At 69.0% G+C, this 14,802-nt stretch carries 13 protein-coding genes; 7 read left to right on the forward strand and 6 right to left on the reverse strand.

Annotation, left to right across the window (positions count from 1 at the left end; genetic code table 11):
• Positions 1-61: 61 nt before the first annotated feature.
• Positions 62-1,837 (reverse strand): class I poly(R)-hydroxyalkanoic acid synthase, encoded by a 1,776-nt coding sequence (gene phaC / locus QQK83_RS08140; RefSeq protein WP_284263268.1) that lies wholly within the window; start codon positions 1,835-1,837, stop codon positions 62-64.
• A gap of 148 nt (positions 1,838-1,985) precedes the next feature.
• On the opposite strand from phaC, the gene phaZ reads away from it, so the two are divergent.
• Both phaZ and QQK83_RS08150 read left to right on the forward strand, forming a co-directional pair.
• Entirely contained in the window at positions 1,986-3,248 is a 1,263-nt protein-coding gene (gene phaZ, locus QQK83_RS08145) for a polyhydroxyalkanoate depolymerase (RefSeq protein WP_284263269.1), read from the forward strand.
• Positions 3,249-3,254: 6 nt separating this feature from the next.
• Positions 3,255-3,815 carry a DUF6151 family protein gene (locus tag QQK83_RS08150; RefSeq protein WP_284263270.1) on the forward strand — a complete coding sequence of 187 codons (561 nt, stop codon included), beginning with the start codon at positions 3,255-3,257 and terminating at the stop codon, positions 3,813-3,815.
• Between the two features lie 102 nt (positions 3,816-3,917).
• Here the strand turns inward: QQK83_RS08150 and QQK83_RS08155 are convergent, their stop codons facing one another.
• The 5 genes from QQK83_RS08155 to QQK83_RS08175 all read right to left on the reverse strand — a co-directional run bounded on the left by QQK83_RS08155 (position 3,918) and on the right by QQK83_RS08175 (position 9,443).
• Positions 3,918-4,673 (reverse strand): SDR family NAD(P)-dependent oxidoreductase, encoded by a 756-nt coding sequence (locus tag QQK83_RS08155; RefSeq protein WP_284263271.1) that lies wholly within the window; start codon positions 4,671-4,673, stop codon positions 3,918-3,920.
• Positions 4,674-4,834: 161 nt separating this feature from the next.
• On the reverse strand, positions 4,835-6,160 hold the full coding sequence (hisD, locus tag QQK83_RS08160; protein WP_284263272.1) for a histidinol dehydrogenase: 1,326 nt from the start codon (positions 6,158-6,160) through the stop codon (positions 4,835-4,837).
• A gap of 190 nt (positions 6,161-6,350) precedes the next feature.
• A complete protein-coding gene (locus QQK83_RS08165) occupies positions 6,351-7,325 on the reverse strand; it encodes an alpha/beta hydrolase (RefSeq protein WP_284263273.1) in 975 nt (324 codons plus the stop codon).
• On the reverse strand, positions 7,318-8,067 hold the full coding sequence (locus QQK83_RS08170; protein WP_284263274.1) for an alpha/beta hydrolase: 750 nt from the start codon (positions 8,065-8,067) through the stop codon (positions 7,318-7,320). Before QQK83_RS08170 ends, QQK83_RS08165 begins: the two co-directional genes overlap by 8 nt.
• A gap of 92 nt (positions 8,068-8,159) precedes the next feature.
• On the reverse strand, positions 8,160-9,443 hold the full coding sequence (locus QQK83_RS08175) for an MFS transporter (protein ID WP_284263275.1): 1,284 nt from the start codon (positions 9,441-9,443) through the stop codon (positions 8,160-8,162).
• Between the two features lie 109 nt (positions 9,444-9,552).
• On the opposite strand from QQK83_RS08175, the gene thrS reads away from it, so the two are divergent.
• The 5 genes from thrS to QQK83_RS08200 form a co-directional block, all read left to right on the forward strand.
• On the forward strand, positions 9,553-11,538 hold the full coding sequence (gene thrS / locus QQK83_RS08180) for a threonine--tRNA ligase (RefSeq protein WP_284263276.1): 1,986 nt from the start codon (positions 9,553-9,555) through the stop codon (positions 11,536-11,538).
• A 90-nt stretch (positions 11,539-11,628) separates the two neighbouring features.
• Complete coding sequence (locus QQK83_RS08185; RefSeq protein ID WP_284263277.1) at positions 11,629-12,642, forward strand: zinc-dependent alcohol dehydrogenase family protein; 1,014 nt, start codon at positions 11,629-11,631, stop codon at positions 12,640-12,642.
• 290 nt (positions 12,643-12,932) lie between these two features.
• On the forward strand, positions 12,933-13,286 hold the full coding sequence (locus tag QQK83_RS08190) for a BufA1 family periplasmic bufferin-type metallophore (RefSeq protein ID WP_284263278.1): 354 nt from the start codon (positions 12,933-12,935) through the stop codon (positions 13,284-13,286).
• Between the two features lie 62 nt (positions 13,287-13,348).
• Positions 13,349-14,209 carry an MNIO family bufferin maturase gene (gene bufB, locus QQK83_RS08195; protein ID WP_284263279.1) on the forward strand — a complete coding sequence of 287 codons (861 nt, stop codon included), beginning with the start codon at positions 13,349-13,351 and terminating at the stop codon, positions 14,207-14,209.
• Positions 14,206-14,802 (forward strand): HvfC/BufC N-terminal domain-containing protein (locus tag QQK83_RS08200; protein ID WP_284263280.1); only part of this gene is annotated, 597 nt, incomplete at its 3' end. The genes bufB and QQK83_RS08200, both read left to right, overlap by 4 nt.

The following is a 14,802-nucleotide window of genomic DNA, read 5'->3' on the forward strand; positions in this document are numbered from 1 at the left end:
GCAGTGCAGCATGTCAAGGTTTATTCTGCACCGCAGCATGGGCCGGGGATTGGCAGGCGGATCAGCCGGTTACGCTTTCCGCTACGTAAGTTCCGGGGGCGTCGCAGAGCACCGGGTAGCCGTCCGAGCCGGGCGTGCGGGCCGGAATCATCTCGCCCGACCGCGGCGAGAGCCAGCTGTCCCAGTGCGGCCACCACGATCCCTCGTGATAGGTGGCCGCCTCTTTCCAGGCGGCGGGGGTGCCGATCACCTCGGGGCCGCGCCAATGGCCGTATTTCTTCTTGGAGGGCGGATTGACGATGCCCGCGATATGCCCCGACTCCGACAGGATGAAGGTCTTGTCCTTCGATCCCATCTGCACCATGCCGCGGAAGCTGTCCTTCCAGGCGGCGATGTGGTCGGTCTCGCAGGCGATGGCGCAGATCGGCAGCTTCACGTCCGAGACATGCAGCCGCTCGCCCATCAGCTCGAACCCGTCCTCGGCGAAGCCGTTGGCCTGGCACAGACCGCGCAGGTATTGCACGGTCATCTTGCCCGGCAGGTTGGTCGAGTCGCCGTTCCAGTAGAGCAGGTCGAAGGCCGGGGGCGCCTCGCCCATCATGTAGCTGCGCACGGCGGGGCCGTAGACGAGATCCTTGGCGCGCAGATAGCTGAAGGTCTTGGACATGTAGTAGCTGTCGAGATAGCCCGCCTCGTCCACCTGCCGCTCGATGGCATCCACGAAATCATCGTCCAGGAAGGGCGTGAATTCGCCCTGGTCGGTAAAATCGGTGAGCGTGGTGAAGAAGGTCGCCGAGTTCACACGGCTCTGCCCGCGCTTTGCCTTGAGCGCCAGCGTCAGCGCCAGCGTGGTGCCCGCGACGCAATAGCCCACGGCGTTCACCTGCTTCTCGCCGGTGATCTCGCAGGCGACGTCGATGGCCTTGAGATACCCCTCTTCGATATAGGTCTCGAAGCCGGTCGCGGCGTAGCTCGCATCCGGGTTCTTCCAGCTGACCACGAAGAGCGTATAGCCCTGGTCGACGATCCAGCGGATCAGCGAGTTCTGCGGCTTGAGGTCGAGGATGTAGAACTTGTTGATCCAGGGCGGAAAGACGATCAGCGGGGTCTTGTGGACCTCTTCGGTCGTCGGCGCATACTGGATCAGTTCCATCATCTCGTTGCGGTAGACGACCGATCCCTTCGCGGTCGCAAGGTTCTCGCCCACGGTGAAGGCCTTGGGGTCGGCCAGCACCGGAAGGATCTCGCCATGCCGCGCCTCGAGGTCGCGCACGAGGTTCTCGAGCCCTTTGACAAGGCTTTCACCCTCGGTCTCGACGGCGCGCTCCAGTGCGTCGGGATTGGTGGCGAGGTAGTTGGTGGGGGAAAACAGGTCGATCATCTGGCTGGCGAAGAACTCCACCCGCCGCTTGTCGCGGGGGGTGAGCCCCTCCAGCTCGGCCACCGCCTTGCGCATCGTCTCGGCCGAGATGAGATACTGGTTCTTGACGAAGTTGAAATAGGGGTGCGTCTTCCACAGCGGGTTGGCGAACCGCTTGTCACCGGGAAGATCCTCGGCCTGCTCGAGCGTCAGGTGGCCCTGGGCCAGCTCCTTCTGGACTTCCATGTACTGCGTCAGCGCCTGGCCCCAGTATTGCGCCTGCCGCTCCATCATCTTGGCGGGGTTGGTCAGCGCCTCCTGCCACATGGCCATGCCGGCCTTCATCATCAGGTCCTGGCCGGGCCCTTCGAGCCCCGCATCGCCGGGCTTTCGCGCGCCGAGCGCGGTGACGAGACGCTTCGAGAGATCCTCGATCCTTGCAAGGTTCTCGTTCAGCCGTTCGAGGTTCTCACCCACTGCGCTCTCCTTCGGGTCGTCGCGTGCCACCTTGATTTTACCTCGCAACTCGTCCAACTACACCCTAGCTGCGCCGAGGTGAGGGGGCAAAGCGACGAATTGATCCGGGGCGGTGCCAATGCCGTGGATCATATGGCAGGAGACGTCGATGCGATACATGCTCACCTACGATTTCATGGAATCCATGCGCGTGACGAACCAGTGGATGGGCTCCACGGCGCGCGCGATGTGTTCCTATCCGCAGCTCGGCCTGAGCGCGAATCCGATGATCCAGCTGACCCGCGCCTGGGGCGAGGTCACCGAACGCAGCTTTGCGCGGATGTCGGTCAAACCCGACTGGGGCATCTACTCGATCCCGGCCGAGGACGGGCGCGATCACATCGTTTCGGTCGAAACCGTGGTGCCGCGGCCCTTCGGCGACCTGATCCGCTTCAAGGTGCAGGGCCGCGCGCCCACGGGGCGCAAGGTTCTGCTGGTGGCGCCCATGTCGGGGCATTACGCGACGCTCCTTCGCTCGACGGTCGTCAGCCTGCTGCCCGATTGTGACGTCTACATCACCGATTGGCACAATGCGCGCGACATTCCGGTCAGCGCGGGCAAGTTCGACATCGAGGATTACACCCTCTACCTCGTCGATTTCCTCAAGGCGATGGGCCCCGACACCCATGTGATCGCCGTCTGCCAGCCCGCGCCGCTGGCGCTGGCCGCGACCGCCTATCTCGCCGAGGAAGACCCCGAGGCGCAGCCGCGCACGCTGACGCTGATCGGCGGGCCGATCGACCCCGACGCGGCGGCGACGGATGTCACCGATTTCGGCAACCGCGTCACCATGGGGCAGCTGGAAAAGATGGTGATCCAGCGCGTCGGCTTCAAATATGCCGGCGCGGGGCGGCTGGTCTATCCGGGCCTGCAACAGCTGACCTCCTTCATGGCGATGAACGCCGAGAAGCACGCCAAGGCCTTTACCGACCAGATCCTGCGCGTCGCCAAGGGCGAGGCAGGCGACCACGACAAGCACAACAAGTTCTACGACGAATATCTCGCCGTGATGGACATGACGGCCGAGTTCTATCTCTCGACCGTCGAGCGCATCTTCAAGGGGCTCGAGATCGCGCAGAACCGCTTTACCGTCGATGGCAAGAGGGTGGATATCGGCAAGATCACCACCGTCGCGGTCAAGACGGTCGAGGGCGGCAAGGACGACATCTCGGCGCCGGGCCAATGCGTCGCGGCGCTGGATCTCTGCACCGGGCTGCCCGCCGAGAAGAAGGCCAGCTACCTCGAGCCGAACGCCGGGCATTACGGCATCTTCGCCGGCAAATCCTGGCGCGAGAACATCCGCCCGCTGGTGCTGGAGTTCATCGACGCCAATTGCGCAGCGCCGAAAACGCCGGTCCGCGTCGTGAGCTGACCCGCCTTGGCCGAGGCGCGCTTCTCCTGCCGCTGCGGGGCGCTCACCGGGCGCCTTGTCGGGATCGACCCGCGTGAGGGGACGCATCTTGTCTGCCATTGCGCCGATTGCGCGCGCGCCGACCGGGCCTTTGGCGGGGCAGGCGACGCTGCGCAGGGCGTCGCGCTGTGGCAGACCACGCCGGACCGCGTCGTGATCGAGACCGGGGCCGCGCACCTGCGGCTGACCCGGCTCAGCCCGAGGGGCTTGAACCGCTGGGTCGCGGGGTGCTGCGGGACACCGATGTTCAACACGCTGAAAGGGCCGGGGATGCCCTTCGTCGGCGTGCTGGTCGCGCGGCTCGACAGCGCCGCCGCGCTGGGGCCGGTCATCGCCCATGGCTTCCTGGACACCCCCGGCGGCAAGAGCCGGCACAAGGGCGGGCTGACCGTGGGCGCGCGCTTCGTGAAGCGGGCGCTACGGGCGCGGATGTCGGGGGCCTGGCGGGCGACGCCCTTCTTCGATCCGGAGAGCGGTGCGCCGGTGGCCGAGCCGGAGATCCTGCCGCGGGACGCCGGGCGGAGCTGATTGCAGAAATCGGGCTTTTGGCTTGGTTTTTTTCGTCAGATCGGTGGATGTCCTGCAGATATCCGATCTATCCCCCGGTTGATCCACAGGCGCGAAAACGGCTCAACCGGCCGTCCACCCGCCGTCGATCAACAGCGCCGTGCCCGTCACCATCGCCGCCGCATCGGAGGCGAGGAAGACGACCGCGCCCATGATGTCCTCGACCTCGGCCACGCGGGGCAGCTTGATCTTGGACATGATCCAGGCGCGCTTCTCGGGGTCGGCGAAGGTGGGTTTGCTGAGTTCGGTCATCACGAAGGTCGGGCAGATCGTGTTGACCCGGATCGCCCGCGGCCCCCATTCGATCGCCATGGCCTTGGTCATCCCCTCCAGCGCGTGCTTGCTGGCGCAATAGACCGCGCGGTCGATGCCGCCGACATGGCCCATCTGGCTGGAGACCTGCAGGATCGCGCCGCCCCCCTCCATCCGCGCGGCGACGGCCTGGGCGAGGAAATAGGCGGCCTTTACGTTGATCTCCATCACCGCGTCGTAGTCGGCCTCGGCCGTTTGCAGCGCCGGGGAATGGCGGGCGAGGCCCGCGGAGTTGCACAGGATATCGACCGGCCCCACCGCATCGAGCAGCGCCGCCACGGCGGCCCGGTCAGTCACGTCGAGCGCGTGGCCCTCGGCCGACAGGCCCGCCGCCGTCATCGCGGCCACGGCCTCGGCCAAGGCCCCCGCGCCGCGCGCGACCGTCACCACATGCGCCCCCGCCTCGGCCAGCGCCACGGCGCAGCCCAGCCCGATGCCGCGGGATGCGCCGGTCACGAGCGCGCGCTTGCCGTCGAGGCGGAAGGAGGGGGTTCGGGGAAGGGTCATGGCGTCACCTTTTTGTCAGGGGCACGGCACCCACCCTATCTCTGTCCGGGAAATATGGTGGGGGGCAAGGGGGGCAAAGCCCCCCAAAAAGGGGGTCGCCATTCTTGCGCCATTGGTCCGAGCGACAATGGCGACGGGCGGGCCCACCCACCCCATGAAAATCATTCCGCCGCGTCCCGGTAAGGCGCGCCCTCGCCATAGGGCACGTTCAGACCGCCGTAGCGGCGCACCCGGATGTTGCATTGCTCGGCATGGCCCACGAAGCCCTCGAGCATGCAGAGCCGCGAGCCGTATTCGCCGACCAGCGTCGCCGCCGCGTCGGTCAGCACGCGCTGGTAGGAATGGGTCTTGATGAACTTGCCGACCCAAAGCCCGCCGGTGTAGCGCCCGGCGCGCTTCGTCGGCAGGGTGTGGTTCGTGCCGATAACCTTGTCGCCATTGGCAACATTCGTGCGCGGCCCGAGGAAGAGCGCGCCGTAATTGGTCATGTGCTCGAGATACCAGTCGTCGCGGTCGGTCATGACCTGCACATGCTCATAGGCCAACTCTTCGGAGACGCGCAGCATCTCGTCATGGTCGGCACAAAGGATCACGTCGCCATACTCCTCCCAGCTGACGCGGGCGGTTTCGGCGGTGGGCAGGATCTGCAGCAGGCGCTCCACCTCGGCCAGCGTGGCCTCGGCCAGCTTGCGGGAGTTGGTGATCAGGCAGGCGGGCGAGTTGTAGCCATGCTCGGCCTGGCCCAGAAGATCGGTCGCCACCAGTTCGGCGTCGACCGTGTCATCGGCGATGACCATGGTCTCGGTCGGGCCTGCGAAGAGGTCGATGCCCACGCGGCCGAAGAGCTGGCGCTTGGCCTCGGCCACGAAGGCGTTGCCGGGGCCGACCAGCATGTCGACCGGCGCGATCGACTCGGTGCCCAGCGCCATGGCGCCCACCGCCTGCACCCCGCCAAGGACGAGGATCTCGTCCGCGCCGCCCTCGTGCATGGCGGCCACGATGGCCGGATGCGGCGCGCCGTTCACGGGGGGCGCGCTCGCCACGATGCGCTTCACCCCCGCGACCTTGGCCGTCAGCACCGACATGTGGGCCGAGGCGACCATCGGGAACTTGCCGCCCGGCACGTAGCAGCCCACGGAATTCACCGGGATGTTGCGGTGCCCGAGGATCACGCCCGGCATCGTCTCGACCTCGATGTCGCGCATGCTGGCCTTCTGCGCCTCGGCGAAGCGGCGGATCTGGGTCTGGGCGAAACGGATGTCCTCCATCTCGCGGGTCGTCACGCGGCTCATCGCCGCCTCGATCTCGGAGGGCGTCAGGCGGAAGGCCGCGGGCGCGTAGCCGTCGAATTTCACCGACAGCTCGCGGACGGCGGCATCGCCGCGCGCCTCGATATCGCCGAGGATCCCCTCGACGGTGGCCCGCACGCGGGCGTCATCCTCGGCCCGCTCGTCCGCGGGTTTGCCACGCTTGAGATACTCGGCCATCGTTCGTCCCTCCCCGGTTGATCGGACGAAGGATAGCGAGGCGGAATACCGGGGCAAGCTGTTTCTGCATACGTTTGCAAGCACAGAGCAAATCGCCGCGGCACACGGTGCAGATGTTGCTCCGAAAAGGGGGCTCCGCCCCCGTCGCGTGCCGCGACTCCCCCGCCGTATTTGGAGAAAGGTGAAAGGGTCAGTCGGGCAGGCCCGCGGCCCAGTCGAGGATCGCTTGCGTGATCGGTGCGGTCATGGCGGGGCTGAGGATGTCGCCCGCGATGACATGGTGGAACGGGTCGGCGCCGTCCTCGGGCAGGGTCTGGGGGACGAGGGTGACGGGCCCACCCCAGGCTTCGGCTGCGGCGCGGGTGGCCTCGGCCCGGACGACGCGGTCGGCGTCGGAGAAAAGGAACAGCGCGGGTTGGCGGGCGGCGGCGAGGTCGCGGCTGCGCAGCGCGCGCAGGAGCGTGCCGAGGGCAACACCGGCCTGCGTGGGGTAGGCGGTGGTCCAATGGGCGGCCTGCCCCTCGTTGAGGGGCTCGAAGCTGCGCTCCCGACCTGCGACGAGGGGCACCCAGGCCCGCGCGAAGGGCAGTTCGAGAAGCACGGCCGCGCGGTTGACGATGGCGAAATTGGGCGAGACGAAGACGACCCCCGCGACGTCCTCGGACATCTCGGCGTCGGTCATCGCCCAGGCCGCCAGCGTGCCGCCGGTGGAGGTGCCGATCACCAGCACGCGGTCACCGATGCTGCGGGCGATCTCGAGGAAAAGCGCCGTGTCGGCGACCCAGTCGCCCGCTCGCGGTTCGGCCATGGCGGGGCCGGTGCGGCCGTGCCCCGAGAGCCGCGCGAAGACGAGGTTCGCGCCCAGCGCCTCGGCCACGTGATCGGGGACGGGGCGGATCTCCTCTGGGCTGGCGGAAAAGCCGTGGAGGTAGAGGACGACCGTCTCGGTCGCGGCCCCCGTCTCGCCGGCCCAGACAATCCGCGCCTCGGCGCCGGGGCGGATGTCGTCATGGGCGCCCTCGCGGGCGGCGATGGCCACGACGGGGTCGGTGAAGGTCGCCGCGGGGGGGATCTCGACCCCGTCGCGGGGCAGGAGCCAGACCAGCAGCGCAAGCGATGCGGTGACGCCGACGAGCCAGCCGATCCCCCTGAGCAGCCTACGCATGGCTCAGCACTTCCTCGACGGCGCGGGTGATGGTGGCAAGGCAGGCCGGGTCGGAAAACCGGTGATCCGCCCCTTTCACCAGCTCCAGCCGGATGTCGTCGCCCGTGGCGTGATCCAGCAGGCGCAGGGCGACGGACATCGGCACATCGGCATCCGCCGTGCCTTGCAGCATCCGCACGGGCATCGGCAGCGGCAGGGGGCTGCGCAAGACAAGCTGGTCGCGCCCGTCCTCGATCATCCTTCGGGTGACGATCATGTCTTCGCCATACTCGGACGGCAGGGCGACCTGCCCTTTCTCCATGCACTGTTTGCGCTGCTCCTCGGACCATTCGGCCCACATGCCGTCCTCGGTGAAATCGGGGGCGGCGGCGATGGTGACGAGGCCCGCGACGCGGGCACCCATGCGCTGCGACAGCAGAAGCGAGATCCAGCCGCCCATCGACGAGCCGACGAGGATCTGCGGCCCCTCGGTCAGGGCCTCGATGGCGGCCTGCGCATCCTCGGCCCAGTCGCCGATGCAGCCTTCGGTGAACTGGCCCGAACTGGCCCCGTGCCCCGAGTAGTCGAAGCGCAGGAAGGCGCGGCCGGTGCGGCGGGCCCAATCCTCGAGGTGCACGGCCTTGGTCCCCGTCATGTCCGAGCGCAGCCCGCCGAGGAAGACCACCCCCGGCTCGCGCCCCGAGAAGCGGTGCCAGGCGAGCCTGCGGCCCTGCGGTGTGTCCAGATACTGTGGCTCTGCCATGCCTGTCGCCCTCCGGTCCTTTCGGGCACCCTGCCCCGCGCGCCGGTGGCGCACAATCCCCGCCGCCGCGTCATGGGCGGGGTGCCGCCGGTTCAGACGCCCTCCACCTCGTCAAGGCCCAGCGCCGTCAGGCTTGCGGCGACGCAGAGCGCCGCGAAGAGCGCCACGGGCAGCGCCGGGCCCGACAGCGACGCGAGCGCGCCGAACAGGCCCGAGGCCAGCAGGATCACCCCGATCACGGTGTTGGAGACGGCGGTATAGCCCGCGCGGTTGTCCTCGGGGGCCATGTCGACGAGATAGGTGGACCGCCCCGAGCGGGTGCCGTGATAGGCGATCATCAGCGCGAAAAGGCAGGTCGAGACGGCGAGCGTTTGGCCGAAAAGGCCAAGGGCGTGAAGTGCTACGGCGGCGCCGAGCGACATCGCGCCCAGCCCGCCCGCGGCGATCAGGACGGTCCGGCTGGACCGGTCCGAGAGCCGCCCCCAGATGTAGGAGGAGAGGAACGCGGCCGCGGAGGAGGCGAGCAGCAGCGCGCCCAGCTGGTCGAAGCGCGCCTCGCCCGATTGCGCCGCCATCAGGACGAGGAAGGGCGGCGCAAGCGCCGTGGCGGTCAAGAGCCCGCGCACCGCAATGAAGCGGCGGAGCTGCGGGTCTTGGCGCAGAAGCGCAAGGTGGCGCAGGGGGGAGCCGCCGGGCGGCGTGGCCTTGGACGCGCCCTCGGCCAGTGTCGACAACAGCGCCGCCGCCGCGAGCCACAGGAGGGCGGCCAGCGCCAGCGCCCCGGTGACCAGCGCGAAGCGGTCGACCCAGCCCGTCTCCAGAAGGAGCGCGAAGCCGATCACGCCAGCCGAGGCGACCGAGCCCGCAAGCCCCGTCACCGTGCCGCGGCGCGACTTCGCCACCGTCTTGCCCAGCACGTCCTTGAAGCTGACGGAACACAGGCTGCGCGAGACGGCCAGCACGGCAAGTGCGGCGCAGATCACCGCGCCCGCCGCCCAACCGCCGAGCGTCAGCGCGGCCAGCACGATCACCGCTGCGGCCGCGCCCTGCCCCGCGCTGCCCGCGACCCAGACCCATTTGCGCCGCGCCATGGCGTGAACCCGGTCCGCCGTCCAGAGCTGCGGCAGCAGCGCGCCCGCTTCGCGGATCGGCACCAGCAGACCCACGAAATGCGCGGGCGCGCCCAGCGCCGTCAGGAGCCATGAAAGCACCAGCTTCGGGTCGATCAGCCCGTCCGACAGCTTGGTCATCACAAGGCTGGCCGCCGCGGTCACCGCGTTTTTCGGCTCGGCCCCGGCCTGCCCGCTTGGCAGGTCGCCCTCGGCCTCGGTGTCGAAGACGGCTTCGAACAGGGTTTCCTCGAAAGTGTCGGGCATATGGCCCCTTTGGGCTTGTTGACTTCACCGGATGGGGCGGTCACATAGCCCGGCAACACATACCCGCAACCGGGCGTTCCGTGGGCGCCAAACCGACGAGGAGGCCGATATGGCCCAGATCTCCCTCACCTTCCCCGATGGCAATGCACGGTCCTACGACGCGGGCGTCACGCCTGCGCAGGTCGCCGCCGACATCTCGACCTCGCTGGCAAAAAAGGCGATCTCGGCCACCGTGAACGGCGCGCATTGGGACCTGCAATGGCCGATCGCCGCCGATGCCGCCATCGCCATCCACACCATGAAGGACGAGGCGCAGGCGCTGGAGCTGATCCGCCACGACCTTGCGCATGTCATGGCCCGCGCGGTGCAGGAGATCTGGCCGGATGTGAAGGTCACCATCGGCCCGGTGATCGAGAAGGGCTGGTATTACGACTTCGACCGCGCCGAGCCCTTCACGCCCGAAGACCTCGGCCAGATCGAGGCGAAGATGCGCGAGATCATCAACCTGCGCGACCCGGTCACGACCGAGCTGTGGGACCGCGCGCGCGCCATCGCCCATTACGAGGCCGCGGGCGAACCCTACAAGGTGGAACTGGTCGGCATGATCCCCGAGGATCAGCCGATCCGCATGTATTGGCACGGGGACTGGCAGGACCTGTGCCGCGGCCCGCACCTGCAGCACACCGGGCAACTGCCCGCCGATGCCTTCAAGCTGATGAGCGTCGCGGGCGCCTATTGGCGCGGTGACAGCAAGCGCCAGATGCTGCAGCGGATCTACGGCGTCGCTTTCCAGAACCGCGACGAGCTGAAGAAACACCTCACCTTCCTCGAGGAAGCCGAGAAGCGCGACCACCGCAAGTTGGGCCGCGAGATGGACCTGTTCCACATGCAGGAAGAGGCCCCCGGCCAGGTCTTCTGGCACCCGAACGGCTGGACGATCTACACCCAGCTTCAGGATTACATGCGCCGCAAGCAGCGCGCGGGCGGCTACCGCGAGATCAACACGCCGCAGGTCGTGGACCGCAAGCTGTGGGAGGCCTCGGGCCACTGGGAGAAATACCAGCACCACATGTTCATCGTCGAGGTCGACGAGTCCCGCGACGGTGAGAACGACGACGCCAGCGCGAAGAACAAGGACCAGACGCGGATCAACGCGCTGAAGCCGATGAACTGCCCCTGTCACGTGCAGGTGTTCAACCAGGGTCTGAAATCCTACCGCGACCTGCCGCTCCGGCTGGCCGAGTTCGGATCATGTGCGCGGTTCGAACCCTCGGGCGCGCTGCACGGCATCATGCGCGTGCGCGGCTTCACCCAGGACGACGCGCATATCTTCTGCACCGAGGACCAGATCCAGGCGGAATGCGCGCGCTTCATCGACTTCCTCGCCAATGTCTATGCCGAGCTGGGCTTCCCCGAGTTCGAGATCCGCTTCGCCACCCGCCCCGAAAAGCGCGTCGGCACGGACGAGAGCTGGGATTACGTCGAGGGCGCACTGGAGAACGCGATCAAGGCCGTCGGCCGCGACTACACGCTGGAGCCGGGCGACGGGGCCTTCTATGGGCCGAAGCTCGACTTCTACCTGACCGACGCCATCGGGCGGGTCTGGCAATGCGGCACCTTCCAGGTGGACCCCAACCTTCCCGAGCGCCTTGGCGCAAGCTACATCGCGGCGGGTGGCGACAAGCATCGCCCCTTCATGCTGCACCGCGCCTGCCTCGGCTCCTTCGAGCGGTTCATCGGCATTCTGATCGAGAACTGGGAAGGCAAGCTGCCCTTCTGGATCGCGCCGCGGCAGGTGGTCGTGGCCTCCATCGTCTCGGAAGCCGACGAGTTCGTGCAAGAGGCCGTGGCACAGCTGCAGGCCGCGGGCGTCCGGGCCGAGGCCGACATCCGCAACGAGAAGATCAACTACAAGATCCGCGAGCATTCCGTGGGCAAGGTGCCCGTGATCCTCGCCGTGGGCCGGAAAGAGGTGGAAGAGGGCACCGTCACCCTGCGCCGCCTTGGCGTGAAGGAAACGGCGGTGCGCCCGCTGGCCGAGGTGGTGGCCGAGCTGGCGCTGGAGGCGACCCCGCCCGACCTGCGCGCGGGCTGAGACGTCGCAAGGGGGGCTCCGCCCCCGGCACGGGCTGTCGCCCGCGCCTCCCCCGCCATATTTGGGGGATAGAGATGGGAGGGGCGCGCGATGCAGGCCTGGCGGTTCGAGGGTGGCTTCGGGTTTGACGCGCTCAGGCGGGTGGAGCTGCCCGACCCGGTGCCGGGGCCGCGCGACGTGCTTTTGCAGATGCGGGCGGCGTCGCTCAATTACCGCGACCTCGTCGTGCTGCGCGGCCAGCACGGGCGGCGCGTGCAGCCGCCGTTGATCCCGCTCTCGGATGGTGTCGGCGTGGTGGCCGCCGTGGGGGCCGAGGTGACCGAGCTGCGCCCCGGCGACCGCGTCTGCCCCGCCTTCTTCCAGAACTGGGAGGGCGGCGCGCCCCCCGCCGATCTGGAGGGCGGGCGCCTCGGCGGGCCGCTGGACGGGGTGCTGGCCACCGCCCGCGTCTTCCCTGCCTCGGGCGTCGTGCCCGTTCCCGATCACCTGACCGACGCCGAGGCCGCGACGCTGCCCTGCGCGGGCCTGACCGCCTGGAGCGCGCTGATGGCCGCACCCCAGGTCGCGCCCGGTGAAACCGTCCTGATCCTCGGCACAGGCGGCGTGGCGCTGATGGCGGTGCAACTGGCCCGCGCGGCGGGGGCGCGGGTGATCGTGACCACCTCCTCACCCGAACGGGCGGCGCGGGTGGCAGCCCTTGGCGCGGACCGGGTCATCGACCGCAGCGCCACGCCCGATTGGGCCGCCGAGGTGCAGCGCGCGGCCCCCGGCGGGGTCGACCGGGTGCTGGAACTGGGCGGGGCGGCCACCCTGCCCGATGCGATCCGGGTGGCGCGGACGGGCGGGCAGATCATCCTGATCGGCAATGTCACGGGCAACGAGGCGCGGCTGTTCCTGCCCGCCGTCCTTGTCCGGCAGCTGACGCTGCGCGCCGTCACCGTGGGCCACCGGCAGGGGTTGGCTGCGCTCGCCCGCGCGCTTGACGCGCATCGCATTCACCCCGTGGTGGCCGACACCTTCGCTTTCGACGATGCGCCGAACGCCTTTCGCGCGCTCGAGGCGCAGGGCGGCTTCGGCAACATCTGCATCCGCATCACCGGCTGAGCCGGTCCGGCTTGAAACAATCCGCCCGCCAAGGCGCGCCGCACGACCCCGCATCCGGCCCATGATGCTGCAACGCAGCACGGCCGCGCCGTACAACCCTTTGAAAAACAAGCACTCCCCCACAAGGCCAAGCTCACGCGCGCCTCTCGGCCCGTCACGCCCACGTGCGGCACGCGGCCGTGATTGGCCGGTGATCGCGGCCCCGGCGCATGGTCCGGGTGTCCGACCGCACCGGCCGGGCACCGTCAGTCAACCGCGCCCAGAGAGCGCAAACCCGGGAGCTTCACCAGATGACCACCGCAACCAGATCCCTCGCCCTGCTGGGCGCCGTCGCCGCCGCCGTCACCGCCCATGGCGTGACCGAGGCGCAGGCGCAGGCCAATGAAAAATGCTTCGGCGTCAGCCTCGCCGGCGAGAACGACTGCGCCGCGGGCCCCGGCACGACCTGCGCCGGCACCTCGACCGTCGACTACCAGGGCAACGCCTGGACCCTCGTGCCCGCGGGCACCTGCGGCGACATCGAACTGCCCGACGGCCGCATGGGCGCGACCCTCGATGAGCTGGAGGCCGAGGGCTACGCCGGTCTCGCCCGCGACCTGCCCGAGGGCACCGACACCTCGATGCTGCGGATGGTCGAGATGTGATCGCCCCGTCCCCGGACACCTCCCGTCCGGGGACACCCCCCTTTGCCGCACGGAGGTCCGCCATGTTCGACACCGCCTTTTCCCATCGCTTGCCCGTCGCCGCCGGCATCGGCCTCAAGGCGCAGCATGCAGCCCCCCTGCTCGAGGCCCCCGGCCCCGTGGAATGGCTCGAGGTGCATGCCGAGAACTACATGGGCGCAGGCGGCCGCCCGCTGGCGCAACTGCGCGCGCTGGCCGAGCGGTTTCCCATCTCGGTCCACGGCGTCGGCCTGTCGATCGGGGGCGAGCGCCCGCTCGACCGCGACCACCTCGCCCGGCTCCGCCACCTCTGCGACTGGCTGGACCCCGCCAGCTTCTCCGAACATCTCGCATGGTCGACCCATGACACGGGCTTCCTGAACGACCTTCTGCCCCTGCCCTACACCGCCGCCACGCTGGCCCGCGTCTGCGCCCATATCGACCAGGTGCAGGCGGCGCTCGGCCGCCGGATGCTGCTGGAAAACCCCTCCACCTACCTCGCCTTCGCCGAAAGCGAGATGGAGGAGGTCGATTTCCTGTCCGAGATCGCGCGCCGCACCGGTTGCGGCCTGCTGCTGGATGTGAACAACGTCTTCGTCTCGGCGACCAACCAAGGCTGGGACGCCCGCGCCTATATCGATGCCTTCCCGCTCGAGGCCGTGGGCGAAATCCACCTCGGCGGCCATGACGAAGAGGCGGACGAGCATGGCCACCCCCTTTTGATCGACAGCCACGGGCGGCCCGTGGTCGATCCGGTCTGGGCGCTCTACGCCCACACCATCGCCCGCGGCGGGCCGCGGCCCACGCTGATCGAATGGGACACCGACGTGCCCCCCTTCCACGAGTTGCAGGCCGAGGCCGCCCGCGCCGCCGCCATCCTTGCCGCCGAACGGGTGCCCGCATGACCCCCCAGACCGCGTTCGCCACGGCCCTCATGGACCCTGCCGCGGCCCCGCCCGAGGGGCTGGAAAACCCCCATGGCGGCCCCGCGGGCAGGCGGTTCGACGTCTACCGCAACAACGTGGCGGCCTCATTGATCGCGGCGCTGGAAACCGGGTTTCCGACCGTCCGGGCGCTGATCGGGGCCGAGTTCTTCCGGGCCATGGCCGGTGTCTTCTGCCGCGCCAACCCGCCAAAGGACCCGCGCCTTGCGCTTTACGGCACGACATTCCCCGGCTTCCTGCTGCGCTTCGCGCCGGTGGCGCATCTGCCCTACCTGCCCGATGTCGCGCGGCTCGACCTCGGGCTGAGGCAAAGCTACCACGCCGCCGACGTGGCCCCCTTCGACACCCGCGGGATGGACCCCGCCGCCGTCATGGCACTTCGGCCAAGGCTCGCGCCCGCAACGCTGGTGCTGTCCTCGCGCTTCGCGGTCCACGGCATCTGGCGCTACAACACTGTAGCGGGCGCTGAAAAACCGCCCCACGGCCCGCAGGACGTGCTGATCGCGCGCCCCGGCTTCGACCCCGCGCCGCAGCTGCTGCCGCCGGGCGGCCTG

The organism is Roseicyclus amphidinii (assembly GCF_030163755.1).
Lineage (GTDB): Bacteria > Pseudomonadota > Alphaproteobacteria > Rhodobacterales > Rhodobacteraceae > Roseicyclus > Roseicyclus amphidinii.